A 13,868-nucleotide genomic window follows, 5' to 3' on the forward strand; every position below is an offset into this window, starting at 1 on the left:
AAGAAGGTCCTCTCGTTGACGTGTACTGCAGGGAACGCTGAAGTCTGCCAGGGACCACTGACAAACGGAGCAGGCAGCCGACGCTCCCGATGCCGGTCGGGGCCGGGCGGCAGCCGGGCGAACTCTTCTTCGGCCCCGTGCTCGGCGCGCTCGGCGTGCCGTCGGACGAGCAGATCCTGTGGCGGCAGGCACGGCAGAGGGTGCTGAGCGTGGACAGCACACAGCGCGAGCCGCCCCCGTCCAGCCGCACCGTCACCGGCCCCGAGGAGATACTGGGATGATCCGCCCCCCAACGAGGAGGGGACGGCTGTGCATTCTCGAGGCGACCTCAAACCGTTCGTGCCGTGCGCTACACAGCCTTACAGTCCTCGGCATGACGGCCCTTACGAACGACCAGGAGTCCGCCGACCGCGCCCGGTCGACGGCCACCGACCTCCTCAAGGCCGCGGACGAGGCCATCGCCAACGGCGTGCGGGTGCCTGCGGACAAGGTGCGGATGTTCGGCCCGGTCTACAGCTGGTGGCGCCTGGTCTGCCGCACCTCCGAGGCCGTCCTGCTGCTCACCGAGCGCGGCTTCACCCTCGAAGCGGCCCCGATGGTCCGCAACATCCTCAACCACGCGTACGCCCTCAACTGGCTCGTCGACAACGGAGATGCCGCCGTCGACGCCCTGGTCGCCCGCGGCGACGAGGAGCGCGAGAAGCTGTGCCGGAAGCTGGAGGAGACCGGCTGGCCCAACGCGGCCAAGTATCGTGCCGCGATCGACCAGGCCGCCGCCCAGCAGCCGGCCCAGCCTGTCCGCACCCCGGCCGAACAGACCCTCCACGACAAGCTCAAGCACGAGCTGACGAACTTCTACGACATGTCGACCGCTACGACGTCGCCGACATCTACCCCGTCTACTCGCACCTCTCCTCGCTCTCGCACACCACCATCTCCACCGCGAGCGCATACGTCGAGCAGATGAGCGACGGCTCCATGCAGATCCGACAGGAAGCGCCGACCTCGGCCACGCCGACATCATCCAGCTGGCCCTGGCACTCCTGCAGACCGCCACCGTGATGAGCCCCCTGATCGACGGCGACCCCCTGCGCGCCAGCATCGACGAGGCCACCACCGAGTTGGGCCTGGGAAACACCCAACTTCTGCCCATCCGCGTCAGATAGCGGGCCGGACCGCACAAACGCCCCCGCCCTCCAGCTGATCGAGACTCATTCGCCGTCCAGGCTGCGGTCGCCGAGTTCGCGGAGGTGGTCGCTTCAGGTCTGCATAAACGCCTCCGTCCTTTCTTCGGCGCCGGGCAGTCCCGCGATCTACGGGATGCGGGCCGGCGGGTGGCTCACCGAGCCGAGGATGTGGAAGCGGATCTCCACGGCCGCCCCGGTCGCGGTCGTCGCGGCGGCGGCCCTGCGCACGATGCGGGAGGCCACGCTCATCCCCGACGAGGACGAAGTGAGCGACGCCGACAGTTCACCCTTCAGGAGGCCGTCCGCTTCGCGCGTGCCGCCGCCGACCTCGCCGTCTGCCCGGCCGACTGACCCACGCGGGCCAACCCGCTGTCCCGCGTCGCTCCAAGCACGGGACAGCACCCGCGCGGTCCGCCGACGGTTTCGTACGACGCCCGCCCCCAGCCGGGACGCCCCGCCGCCGCACTGTCCCGCCCCCCCGGCGCGGCCCCCGACAGGGGTGGGCACGCCCCACGCTGGCCAACGGTCGGCCCGGGAGGTCGACACGCTGTTCCGTACCCGCTCTGCCCGCGGCGCGCTCCATCCGTCATGAGACAACTGCCCTGCCGTGCACGAGGGTTGGGGGGTTGACCTCCTGCTCTGATCGAAATCCGGGTATGGGTGTCTGGCCGGAGCGGGTGGAAGCCGCGGGTTCGGCATACTCGGCGGCCCGGCCCGAGGGTTCGGCCGCCGTACGGCGCCGTGCTTCCAGAGCCGTGCGCCCCAGCAGAGCGGCTGTTGAGGTGGCCCGGCTGCACGGTGGGCAACCCTCGCCCAGCCCCTGACGGGCCGTCGGGCTCGAGCGTGCAGGTCACGGCCTGTCAGATCGGAAAGGCCGTCAACTCACGTGCTGCGCTCGCTCGGAGGAGCGTACGCTCTTACCATCGCCGCCGCTGAGGGCGGCCTGTTGTGCAGCCGGTGGACACCGCGGTATCCACCGGCAAGACCTGAGTACGTCGCCTGCATGTCACGGGCGGGTACCCGGATTCCGCCGACAGGTCACTGAAGCGACGCCGGGTCAGCCCAGTGACGGACCGCGGTCTTCACCGAGCAGGCACGGGTGCGTTGCGCTCCGATGGCGCTCTGCTCGCGTACGCCGATCACCGGCCGCGAGCCCACCTCGCGCCGGCCCATGCGAATGAGGCCCTGTGAGCACCATCGACATTCCCGACGAGCACGATGACATCGACGGCATCGAGGTCATCGACATCCGCTCCGGCGACCGCTCGACGCCGTTTGAGCACCGTGTCGAGCCGGTCAGCAAGACCACCAAGGCGATCAGGTTCCTCGAGAGCCACCGCGACGTCCAGATCTCTCCCGCAGCCGTCCGCCGGATCGCGTTCGGAGCGGTCGAGCCCGGACTCCTCGAAGGCGCCCGCCTGGAGTGCCACCGCGTCGAGACCGGCTGGCTGAGCGTCATCACCTACCGCGCGTACACGCTGCTGCTGTCTCCCGCGATCGAGAACGATCGGCTCCTCGACAAGGCCCACTACGCGGCCGACCCGGACGCCAGCGATGACCAGCGGGTTCTGTCCATGCCCACCGCGCACGAGACCGACGCCACCCTCGTCTACGCCGACGCCATGGACGACCTCCTCGCCGCCATCGACCGGGCGTCCATGCGCGTGAGGGGGAACAACCCGCAGGAGGTCGGCCGGCGCATCGTGGAGCGGCCCCTGACGGCCGTCCCCGCCACCTTTCTCGATCCCGGACGCCACCCCGTCGACGACCTGAACATCGTCGACGGCAATAGCCGTTGGGCGTCCTGCACCGCCGGCATCAAGATCCCGGCCAGCTCTATCAGCCCCACCACCGCGAAGGACCCGGTCCCGCTGCTTCCGTCCCACCTCATGCGGCTTCCCCTGGCCGAGCGGCGGGATCTCGTCCGGGAGATCGTCAAGAACGCCCACCGCGACATCAACGCCGCCACCGGCACGAGCAAGGCCGCCCGTGCCAAGCGCGACCAGGCCGCCAAGCTCCTCAACGCGATGACCGTCCCGGTGCAGGTCATCGTCGGCTACACCGACGACAACCCGGACATGGGCATGCGGCGCTTCCCTGTCGCGGTCCGCTCGCTGCTGATGCGAATGAACATCGGGGTGAGGCCGTTCGACGCGTCCTCGCAGAACGGCGTCACCGCCGAAGAGATCGTCACCGCCCTGTTCGACGCTGGCGAACTCGGGGACAACGCCCAGGCCGTGAGGGACGTCCTCCTCGGCCGCGCCGACGTTACCGACGCCATGAAATCCCTCGGACTCAACCCCGCCTTCCGTGACTTGCGGTTCACGTTCGTCGTCCAGCAGCTCACCCGCAAGGAGCCCAGGCTGAACGCGATCATGGCCGCGAAGCTCGACAAGCGCCGCCTCCAGGTCTCCCACCGCAGCGGCCCGATCGTCGAACTCGGCTTGCGCTCGCACTCCAGCCTCCCCAAGGAGAAGATGGCGCCCGTGCGCACCGCGCTGGACACCGGCTGCCTGTGGCAGGCCCTCACCGACCACGAGTGGACCGTCGAGAACATCGACAACGACCAGGCCGTGAACGACCTCCTGGAGCGCGCAGACAACGACATCCCCGACCGGCTGCTCCTCGGTGTGATCGCCATGGTCACCCTTGTCACCAGCGGCTACCTCCTGGCCCCCGGCGGTTCCGCCGAGCAGATCGTCGGTGGCATCAAGGTCATGCGCGCCGGCGTCGGCACGGTCATCAAGACCGTCCTCGACAAAAAGGAGGGCCGGCAGATGCTCGCCGACGCGATCAAGCGGATCCGGGCCGGCCTGCGCCCGCGGTGGTGGGCCGCCGGCCACCTCGTCGAGCGCGACGACTGGAAGGGCAGCGACTTCAACGCTCACCTGCGCCTCGCCGCCAACCAGGGGTTCGCCCCCGAGGGCTACCAGAACGACCCCACCGCCACCGAACTCGAGGACAAGGCCCTCACGGCCTTCCAGGCGTCCCTCACCACGGCTGCCGCCAACCTCGACGACCTGATCGCTATGCGCAAGAAGAACGGCACCGACACCGAACTCTCCTGGACCGTCGTGGAGCCGTCCTTCAAGCAGCTCAACTTCATGGACAAGGACCTCGCCCGCATCTCCGAGGACGAGCCGCGCTGATGACCAACACCACCTGGGCCGGCGTCGTCGCCATCATCGACGCCCGGTACGCCATGCTCACCCGGCTCGCTGGCCAGTGGCTCGTCGAACCGCAGCCCGAGCCGATCCCCATCGGCGAGGACTCCGAGTACGAGGACAAGGCCATCTACATCGCGGTCAACCGCAACGGCAACGCCTGCTACTGCGGGAAGACCGCCCCCACCCGGGTTCTGAACCGGGGAGCCGCCGCGACCAGGCTCAGTCAGCACGTCAACGGCAGCACGTCGAAGCGGGACGAGTGGGTCGAGTACTGGGTGATCCCGCTGCCTGACGCCACTCCCGGCCACGTCGTCTCCACCCTGGAAAGGACCGTGGCCGCCCGCCTCGGCATCCTGCTCGTGCACCGGACGCGCATGCCACGCCAGCGCACCTGACCCCCGTCGGCCGAAACTACGGCCGGCACCGGAAACAGACGTGGGCCCCCGCACCGAAAGTACGGTGTTGGGGGCCCACGTGCTGCGAAGGGCATAGCCGGGCCGGGACCGGCACCCGACTGACCAGCAGGGCCCCGGCACGGGGCCTGCCCGCCTGCTGGCCAACGGCCGCCCCTTCTCGGCCAAGGCTGGTCTGCTGCTCGCCGGTGGTGGTCAGGCGGCGCGGGCGGGCGGGTGTGGTTGAGGGTGGTGGTCCTGGGACGGGGGTCGGCGGCAGCGCTGGGGGAGGGCCGGGCCGCGGAGGCAGGAGGCCGCGGCGAAGGCTTCGACGGCCGGTCTGATGCCTGCGGCGAGCCGGTCGACGTCGAAGCTGGCGCGGTGCGCGACGAGGGTCTCGATGATCGGTTTGATACCCGCGGCGAGCCGGTCGACGCAGTAGTGGGTGCCGGTGTCTGGTCCGCTGTGAGCGAGGGACAGCGGGTGGCTGCGTCGGATCAGCTGTGCTGCTGGACTGGCTGACGCGGCGCCATGTCGAGCCATCAGGTGCTCTTGTGGCCCGGCCAACAGCGCGACGTCCGAGATGCTGGAGCCAACGCGGATGGTCTATTTGGCGAAGTGCTCTGGACGCCCGCTTGTCAGGAGGCCGCAGGGGGTTGACTCGCGGCCAGTTGCCAGCGCAGCTCGCCAAGATCCGCGGCGTGTTGCCAGCTGTTCAGGAGGCGGGCGCGAGTGAGGCGGTCGAGCAAATCTTCTACCTGGCTGAGGCCCGCACAGGCGGGTGAGTAGGTCCGCCTCCGCGCTGCCCGATCGCCCGGCGGTGTGCGCGGCCAGTGCCAGCGCGGTGAGTTGCACGGCGGGCGGTGCCTCCCGCGCGGTGGCGAGCGGGATCAGGTGCAGCGCCCAGTGGGCGGCGCGGGCACGACCGCTGCGGGTGGGGGCTTGGGTGAGGACGCAGGCGTCCAGCAACTGCGCCGTCACGCCGCCGTGCGCTCGTCGTGTGGTGGGGGAGGAGTAGTGCAGCCAGTCGGCGTGGGCGAGTTCATGCCAGGGGGCTGCGTACCCGGCCAGGCGCATGCTGCGTAGCAGACCGCCGGGCAGGTGGACCCGGCCGTAGGAGTCGGCGCGCAGCGCGCACTGCAGGGCGAGGAGGCGGGCGGTGGGGGAGGAGAAGCGGGGGAGGGTGGCGGAGAGGTAGGTGAGCATCTCCCGTACCCGCAGGTGGTCTTCGAGGCCCGGTGTAGGAGGCTTCTGCGAGCGGGATGGGGTGCAGCATGCCGCCGGGGGAGCGGTGAGCTGCGTGTCGGGGACCACGGCGGCCTGTTCGGTGGCGGCCGCGCAGGCGACGCAGGTGTCGGCCAGGCGCCATCGGCGCCCTCCCCGGTCGCGGGCCAGGACTAGGGCGTGTATCGAAAGTATTTTCTAGGAGATCGTCAGGCTGCCCGGCTACGGTGCGGGCATGGTGAATTTCGTGCTGGTTGCAGGTGCACGGCTCGGGGCGTGGGCGTGGGGCGAGGTGGTGCCGTATCTGCGCGCGGCTGGCCACGGCGTCTATCCGTTGACGCTGTCCGGTCTTGCTGACAAGCAGGGTGTACCGGCGGGGCAAGCGACTCACGTCCAGGACATCGTTGCCGAGGTAGAACGCCAGGGTCTGCGTGACGTAGTCCTGGTGGGTCACAGCTACTCGGGCATCCCAGTAGGTCAGGCCGCGGAGCGGATCGGTGACCGACTGGCCCGCGTAGTATTCGTCGACTCAAGTGTTCCAACTGACGGCGAGTCGTTTGTCTCCGCCTGGCCGGACGGCGGGGCGGCAGTGGAGGCATCGATCGCCGAGAGCGGAGGGTTTTGGCCGCTCGCGCCAGCTGCTCATTACGACGGCGAGGGTCTCACCGATGAGCAGATCGCACGCCTCGTGCGTGGCTCGACGCCTCACCCAGGTGCCACGCTGACCGAGCCCGCTGTGCTGGCGGGGCCGCTCGGTGAACTTCCGGCGACATACATCCTGTGCGTGATGCCGGGGGCCGAGCCTGACGACGCCGAGCCCGACGAAGATGTGGCTGAGCTGCTGAACAGCAAGCGCTGGCGGCTGGTCAAGATGGACACCGGCCATTGGCCGATGTTCTCCCAGCCGCGCGAGCTGGCGCAGATTCTCCTCAATGCTGCCGTGGAGTGAGAGCACCTCCATGCCTGCGGGCTGGTTTTGGACGCGCTTGATGTGTGCTGGTCACAGCCATTCGCCGATGGCCGCTATGAGGACGGTCGCCTCATAGCGGACCGCTAGCTTGTCGTATCGCGTGGCGACGGCGCGGTACCTGTCGGGTAGCCGGGTCATGTTGCCATGACCCGGCCCCCTCAGAACCGGGCATGCCTGTTTCCAAGCACCACGGCTCAAGCAAGCCCAAGGGCTGCACAGAATCTGCTGTTTGTTGCTGCCATCGCCCGCATGATGCTGGCGATGGCACTCGGAGTGAACGAGTCGAAGATTTTTGACCTCATCAGATCCGCCGTCTCGCCGGTAGGTGAAGTGGTGTTTGTGCAACCGCTTCTTCATCGCGTCGAACCAGTCGATCCACTCGCGTGGACTGTCCGGCTCGTATTCCGCGCCGACGATGAGCGCCTGACCACAGATTGGACATAGTCCTCTCTGACGGGCTGCCAGAGTAAGGCTGACTCTGTCCATCGGTGGGGGTGTTCGCGTCTTGCGGCGTTGGCTCCAGTAGTCGCCGAGCGTGGGATCGTCAGGTGAGGACTTTCCCTTGACTAACTGGTGTCTTCTGATGTTGGTCCAAGCGAACTTGGGAAGGTGTGCACCTGTAGTGCGGTCACCGAAGACCCAGTTGTTGTTCTTGGACCGGTTGAGTCTGCCGAAGTACTTGCTAACGATCCAGTGCTTCGACTTCTTCGGGTGGGTGCGTTTGGCCCACTTGTAGGTGAGCGTCCACACATAACTGTCCAGCGCTGAGAATGTCTTGCTGGATACCACCGTCCGGTAGTACGCAGACCACCCCCTGACGATAGGGGAGAGTCTACGCAGGACGACTGTAATGCTCTGCCCGAGGAGAGCCTGCATCTCGGAGCGCAGTCGATTCCGGATTCTCTTCACCGCATCCTTGCTGGGCGTAATGATCAGGCTGTCGCCATGGCGTCGGACATTGAAGCCGAGGAAGTCGAATCCTTCCGACAGATGGACGATTCGTGTCTTCTCTTCATTGAAGCGAAGCCCTCGGGGTTCAAGCCAGATACCAAGTTGCGAATTGACCGTCTCAGCCTCTTCCTTGCTCGTGCAGAACACGGCAAAGTCGTCGGCGTAACGCACCAGAATCGGTGTCCATTTCGCGGCCCACATAACTGTTCCTTTGCGGGTTGCGAACCGGACGCCCGCGGCTTCCTCCATCCCGTGAAGTGCAATGTTGAGCAGCAAGGGGCTGATCACTCCACCTTGAGGTGTGCCCTCGTCGGTGCGAGTAAAGCATCCGTTGTCGACCACTCCCGCCTTGAGCCACTGGCGGACGAGTTCCCTGGCGGGGAAGCCGCCGATGCCATCAAGCAGGTGGTCATGGTCGATGCGGTCGAACGCTGCCGCCAGGTCGGCGTCGAGTACCCACTGACGCTTGGCCGCCCTGCCCTTCGCGGTGCTGAAGATCGCCTGGATGGCATCGTGGCATCCGCGGCCAGGTCGGAATCCATAGGAGCGTGATTCGAGCCTGGCTTCCCACTCGGGCTCCAGCGCGTTCTTTACGCGTGCCTGGATTACTCGGTCACGCATGACCGGGATACCGAGCGGCCGTTGCTTTCCGTTGCTCTTCGGGATATAGACCCTCTTGACGGGCCTGGCTCTCCAGGGTTGGGTTTGTTGGTCGATTTCGACCGCCATGCGAGCGCGCGCCTGGGGGGGGTGAGTACTCGTTCCCTGTCGATGCCTGCTGTCTTACGGCCCTTGCTCTGCTGTGTCACCCGTTTCACGCTCACGAGCGTGTTACTACGACTGCGCAGCATGAGCTTTTGCAGATTGCGGACCTTCTTGAGGTCCCCTTCCTGTGTCGCCTTGAAGATCCGTTGTCTCAGGCGCCGTACGTTTCCCTCAGCGCTGGCCCAGTCGATGCTGTGCCAGTCCAGTGGTTCGCCCTGCGGTCCGTTCACTCCGGAGGCGCGGCCGGCAGTGGAGGCTGTCTGTCGCATGTTCCTCCTTCGTATCTAACTTGCCCGGCAGGTTCTGGCGTCATTACTCGGGATGGTTCAAAGACTCACCCGGCCCACGTGGGCACCCTTTCGGGTCAGGTCATTGAGACCTGTATCCGGCGAGTTATGTCCTGCGTTGAAGGACTCCAGGATTTTCCTCTGACCTTTCGATCGACCGGCATTCGCTTCTTGGGCCATCCTGTTCCCGCTGGAGAGTTGGGCTTTCCTTACGGTTGGCTTACCGGGCCAAAGCCCGGACTCCAACGGGGTTTCCACGTTCCACACACGTAAGTTGCGGCTGGGGTGGGTGCCCCCTATATCCCGGAACCGGCGGTGTCCTCCTCCCGGTCTCAAATCTCCGAGAGTCGCCTGGCGTCTTCCAACGCCGAGTCCTGTAGCCACTGATTACGAACCATCGGGCGGCTTCAACCTTACGAGACATCAACAGGGGTTCACGCGGTTCACCCGTCCAACCTTTCCCTCGCCTGTCATTCCCCGATGGCCAGGGAACCCTTGGGCTTGAACGCTCAGCTTCACACCCCGCTGTTACCGGCGACGCATGTGAGCGCGGGAACGGATTTTGGACACTAATCCGGGGTCAGCACATGTCTCCTTCCTTCGTGGCTTTCCCACTTAACGTGTGCGACTTCGTGTCGCACCTTGAGGCGGTTGATCCCACACTCGACCGCGTGGCGCTCACGGTAGTCGACCGGGTCGAACTTCGGCGGCCGGCCGCCGCGAGAGCCGCGCTGTTTGCGGTGGCGCGCCTGGTCGACCTTGTCCGGGATGGTGCAGCGGATCCCTCGGCGACGCAGGTAAGCGCGGTTCTTGCGGGAGGCGTACGCCTTATCAGCACGCACTCGATCGGGGCGGACGCGGGTCCGCGTGCCCGGCCCGAGGCGGGGCACGCGGACCTTCCTCAGCACAGGCTCGAACTGCGGCGAGTCGCCGCGCTGCCCGGCCGTTACCACGATCGACATGGGCTTCTGGCCCTGCTCGACGGCCAGGTGCACCTTGGTGGTGAACCCGCCACGAGAGCGTCCCAGTCCATGATCACGGGGCTCGGTGAAGACACCACCCGGCGGTTCCTTCTGAAGGTCACCCTGCTTCCGGGCTCCAGTCGCGTGCTGATGGGCGCGGCACACCGTGGAATCGACGCTCAGATCCCACACGATCGCACCCTTCGCATCAGCCAGGGACTGGAGCCGGCTGAAGACCCGGTGCCAGGTGCCGTTTCGCTGCCATCGGCGGAACAAGTCGTAGATCCTGCCCCACGGGCCGTACTCGACGGGCACGTCCCGCCACGGAACGCCCGTTCGGACCCGAAACCGTATGCCGTCGATCAACTGCCGCCGGGGCCAGACAGGCGGCCGCCCCGCCTTCGTCCCCATCGGCAACAACGGCTCCAACACCGCCCACTGTTCATCAGTGAGATCACCCCGCCCCATGAATGAAGATCATTCATGGGGCAAGATCCACTTTCGATACAGGCCCCAGGCGAAGGAGCGATCGAGTTCGACGCTCCACTGCACTCGCAGGCCCCGATCCGGCATAGGTCGCGTTCGCGGAATCCCCGAGTGGACAGACGCGCCTAGCGAGCTGGGCAGGCCCCCTCTCGATCGGGCGAAATGCGGCCCTGCCTCCCCAAATGCCGTTGCTGTCTGGGCTACCCTCCTGCCTGGCTAGTCGCGTACTGCCGCTCACCGCCACCTCCGGTACCACGCCGTCCCGGATGCGGTCGGTCAAGGTCTTCCGAGGCCCGCGCTCCAGCTCTTCAGTCCGTCGTGTCAACGGCAGTCGTACGAGCCGACCGGGGGCGTGGCCTGGTTGGCAGGGGATACGTCATGCCAAAGCACCAGCCCACCGCCGCTCAAGCCGCTCGCAACGACACCCGTAGCGGCGGGAAGTACACCACCGCGCTGCGCGCCCGCCAGGCGACGACCAAAACGCCCGGCACCCATGTTCTGCAGTTCCTTGCCGAACGGTCCGGCAACCTTCACCAGCTCGTCGGCGGGATCGCCGCTGCCCTTGCGCACAGCGGACAGCGCGTTCTCCTGCTCCAGGAAGTCGCAGATTACTGGGAGTTGGCCTTCATTCGCCGTGGGCGCAAGAAGCCGCAGCCGGTCGCCTCACCTGAGCCGGAGACCATCGTGCTGTGGGAGTCGCCCTCGGACCGGGGCACGCTGGCGAGGCACACCTGCATGTGGGAAACAAGGGGTAAGGCGCGCCCCACCCGTGGCTTCCCGGAGCGGGACCGCAGCTTGCTGCAAGCGGCCGTGAACGCCGCGCGGCCCGACTACGACCTGATCGTCCTGATGCCGTACGGGGGATGGGCCTACCCCGTCAGGGAGGCAGCCACGACGTTCGTCGCTCTCGGAGAAGTGGACGACTTCCCTCACACCGACTGCCGGGTCTTCCTGCCGGAGAGCCGCGAAGAACGGGGTGTGCCCCTCAGCCCCGAGCAGAGCGCCGCTGTCCTGCGGGACCGCTGCCTGTCCTTCCTCTTCAACCACCTGCCAGTCCCCCTGGACGGGCTGATCTGGCAGAGTCAACGGAAACTCCCCGTCGACGCGGCGTACCTGGCAGCAATCGACCGTGACATGGACCGCGTCGGGCTGCGCCCTCTCGGCTGGGTGACCCACGAACGCTGGCCCGCCCCATACCAGCAGCTCCCTGAACCTGAGCAGCTCCAGGACCCGGGCTTCGTGCAGCCGTACCGGCCGATCGCGGCGCGTCTGCGCACCGCAATCGACAGTCGCCCCGCTCGGGCTAGTCAGCTGGCGACCTCGTAGCCCTGCGGAGCGCGGCGCAGCAGGGTGTCGGCGTCCGAGGCTCGGGCTACGGGCCGGTGAGGACGTCGTGGGTGCCGATGCGTCGCCAGATCACGTGCGGTGTGCCGGGGCGGCGTGCGGGCCCGTACTGCCAAGTCGCGCGTCCTGCGGGGCCGGCGCCCATGGACCACGTGAGCTCGTAGATGCCGGGGAACCCGCTGACGTGCTTGATGCGCAGGCCGCTGCGGAAACGTCCATCGGCGCGCAGGTCGTGGACGAAGGCCGTGACGGCCCGGCGGAATTTGCGGCGCTGTTCCAGGGTGAGGCGGTCCAGGTCGGTGGTGAAACGGGGCAGGGCTTCGTAGGCCGGCAGTTCGGTCCTCCAGGAAGCACGAAGCCCCCGGCATTGCCGGAGGCGATAGGTGTCTTGCTCGGGTGCGGGTCGGTGGTGACGAGTGAGGGGGGGAACGTCCTTGGCCGTCGTCCGGGGTAGCGGTACGTGAAGGTGCGCTGGATGCCGCTGGAGTCGGTTACTTGGCGCTTTTGAGGCGCGTGAGGTGGGTGGGGCTGGCTGTCGCGCAGCATTCGCCGGGCCCCGGGCGGTGTTCGCCTGGCGGGCATGTCGTCGCCGCAGATGCCCGTCCGGCGGGATCGGCGGTGAAGTTCCGGTGAACCCTCCCGCCTCACGAGGTCGGGCTTTCGTTGCAGTTCAGAGCAGGTGTTCGCTGCCGGGATGCTCAGCGTTGCGAAGGTTCAGAAGTGGAATGCCTGGCGTTACTACGTACGCGGAGTCGCCTTCGGGGACGGCCGTCCTGCCCGTCAGGCGTTGAAGGTTGCTCAGGAGAGGGCCGGGCTGCGGAGGCTGCGGCGTTGACGTCTCGGCGAGAACCGCGAACGCCGACGACCCTGACTCCCGTGCCTCGCACTTCTTCACGATGCCGGGGCGCAAGCACAAGCTCAGCTGCAACTTCGATCTGCCGCGACGCGGCAAAGAACTGGTGGACTCCTCACAGGGCACCGTTGTCCGGCGCGACGGGCAGTGGAGGTTGAAGTGTCCGCCCCTGGGGCGGCCCGGCACCCGGAGTGGCGCCAAGGGAGGTAACTCCCCGCGGCCACCACGGGCAAGCGGCGGGGGAGGCAAGCCCACGATCAGCTCACTCCGCGGGCCGGCAATCGCCTCTGCCAAGCGCATCGTCCAGCTCCTGGAGAACCTTAAGAACGACCCTGAGATGGTCGCGCAGTTCGCCGCCGTCGCACCGAGCGGTCAACGGAACATCGCGTGGGACGAGTTCTGCGCCGGTCCGGCCACCGCCCACCAGCTGGCCCAGGCGATGCTCGACGGGAAGGCCAGAGCGATCCCGCACGCCGTGTGGGGGCCGGCGAGCACGGCGGAGCCATCTGCCCGGGGCGACAGCCACGTGGTGAGGTACGCAGCCCGCCACCCGGTCCTCATCGAGGGCCGGCCGGTGAAGGTCAACGTCGCGGTGCGCTGCAAGGCGGGGGAGTGGATCGGCGCGGAAGCGTCCTCGGGGATGTTCCTCGGCTACGGCTATTGGGAGCTCTTCCCGAAGGACGCGGACGGCGCACACAAGGCCGCCGAACGCGGCTGGATCGAACTGCAGCTGTGGGTCAAGGAACCGTGGCAGGTGGAGCGCTGGGGCACGCAGCACGGCTCCGCCCCTCTCCCGCATCCCACACCGCCACGGCGCCGGCCCGCCCCGCCTCCCGTACCCCGCCCCACCAGCGCTCCGCCACCGGTGAAACTGCCGCTCCCGGCCGAGCAGCAAGAAGGCACGACCCAATCCGCCGAACGGGCCGACGAGCCCACGCAGCGCCATGCCGCCCCGGCTTCGACCACACCTCCGGACACCGGTGCCCCAGCAGCGGAGCCCACCGACCAGCCCGCAGTACAGACTGCTCCGGCCCCGGACGAACCGGAGCAGCAACGCGACCCGCGGCCAACCGAACCCCCTCAGGGGAACGAGACACCGGCGCCGTCCGATGAAGGCCGCCCCGTACCACAGGTGCCCGATGCGCCCGTACCTCCTCCAGCCGCAGGTCCGCAGATCCCACCGCCTCCGCCGTGCCGGGCAGCCGCAGTACGAGGCTGTGGCATCCGGCGGCAAGATCGTCGGTCGTCGGTGTCGTCACGGGTGGCCTCCAAGTCATCGG

The 13,868-nt window shown here is 67.6% G+C and carries 11 protein-coding genes and 1 pseudogene; 7 read left to right on the plus strand and 5 right to left on the minus strand.

Annotation, left to right across the window (positions count from 1 at the left end; all coding sequences use genetic code 11):
- Positions 1–89: 89 nt before the first annotated feature.
- From ACGFNI_RS32185 to ACGFNI_RS32200, 4 genes are all read left to right on the plus strand, one after another.
- Complete coding sequence (locus ACGFNI_RS32185; RefSeq protein WP_393688712.1) at positions 90–281, plus strand: hypothetical protein; 192 nt, start codon at positions 90–92, stop codon at positions 279–281.
- 92 nt (positions 282–373) lie between these two features.
- Complete coding sequence (locus ACGFNI_RS32190) at positions 374–967, plus strand: DUF5677 domain-containing protein (RefSeq protein WP_393688714.1); 594 nt, start codon at positions 374–376, stop codon at positions 965–967.
- 1,407 nt (positions 968–2,374) lie between these two features.
- Positions 2,375–4,336, plus strand: coding sequence for a hypothetical protein (locus tag ACGFNI_RS32195; protein ID WP_393688716.1), 1,962 nt, complete (start codon positions 2,375–2,377; stop codon positions 4,334–4,336).
- Positions 4,336–4,749, plus strand: a complete 414-nt coding sequence (locus ACGFNI_RS32200) for a hypothetical protein (protein ID WP_393688717.1) — start codon at positions 4,336–4,338, stop codon at positions 4,747–4,749. Before ACGFNI_RS32195 ends, ACGFNI_RS32200 begins: the two co-directional genes overlap by 1 nt.
- Before the next feature lie 213 nt (positions 4,750–4,962).
- Here the strand turns inward: ACGFNI_RS32200 and ACGFNI_RS32205 are convergent, their stop codons facing one another.
- Together ACGFNI_RS32205 and ACGFNI_RS32210 are read right to left on the minus strand one after the other, a co-directional pair.
- A complete protein-coding gene (locus tag ACGFNI_RS32205; RefSeq protein WP_393688719.1) occupies positions 4,963–5,289 on the minus strand; it encodes a hypothetical protein in 327 nt (108 codons plus the stop codon).
- A 63-nt stretch (positions 5,290–5,352) separates the two neighbouring features.
- Positions 5,353–6,060, minus strand: coding sequence for a hypothetical protein (locus tag ACGFNI_RS32210; RefSeq protein ID WP_393688721.1), 708 nt, complete (start codon positions 6,058–6,060; stop codon positions 5,353–5,355).
- A gap of 145 nt (positions 6,061–6,205) precedes the next feature.
- Here ACGFNI_RS32210 and ACGFNI_RS32215 point away from each other — a divergent pair, with 145 nt between their 5' ends.
- Complete coding sequence (locus ACGFNI_RS32215; RefSeq protein ID WP_392667564.1) at positions 6,206–6,919, plus strand: alpha/beta fold hydrolase; 714 nt, start codon at positions 6,206–6,208, stop codon at positions 6,917–6,919.
- A gap of 51 nt (positions 6,920–6,970) precedes the next feature.
- Here the strand turns inward: ACGFNI_RS32215 and ltrA are convergent, their stop codons facing one another.
- From ltrA to ACGFNI_RS32230, 3 genes and pseudogenes are all read right to left on the minus strand, one after another.
- Entirely contained in the window at positions 6,971–8,620 is a 1,650-nt protein-coding gene (ltrA, locus tag ACGFNI_RS32220; RefSeq protein ID WP_393688723.1) for a group II intron reverse transcriptase/maturase, read from the minus strand.
- Between the two features lie 59 nt (positions 8,621–8,679).
- Positions 8,680–8,925: pseudogene (locus ACGFNI_RS32225) on the minus strand (reverse transcriptase N-terminal domain-containing protein); the annotation flags it as partial.
- A gap of 587 nt (positions 8,926–9,512) precedes the next feature.
- A complete protein-coding gene (locus ACGFNI_RS32230) occupies positions 9,513–10,373 on the minus strand; it encodes an IS5 family transposase (protein WP_393688724.1) in 861 nt (286 codons plus the stop codon).
- Between the two features lie 396 nt (positions 10,374–10,769).
- Between ACGFNI_RS32230 and ACGFNI_RS32235 the strand changes: the two genes are divergently transcribed.
- Positions 10,770–11,717 (plus strand): hypothetical protein, encoded by a 948-nt coding sequence (locus ACGFNI_RS32235; RefSeq protein WP_393688725.1) that lies wholly within the window; start codon positions 10,770–10,772, stop codon positions 11,715–11,717.
- Between the two features lie 1,208 nt (positions 11,718–12,925).
- Positions 12,926–13,868: hypothetical protein (locus ACGFNI_RS32240; protein WP_393688727.1), on the plus strand; the 943-nt coding region annotated here is incomplete at its 3' end.

The organism is Streptomyces sp. NPDC048644 (assembly GCF_043199105.1).
Classification (GTDB): Bacteria; Actinomycetota; Actinomycetes; order Streptomycetales; family Streptomycetaceae; genus Streptomyces.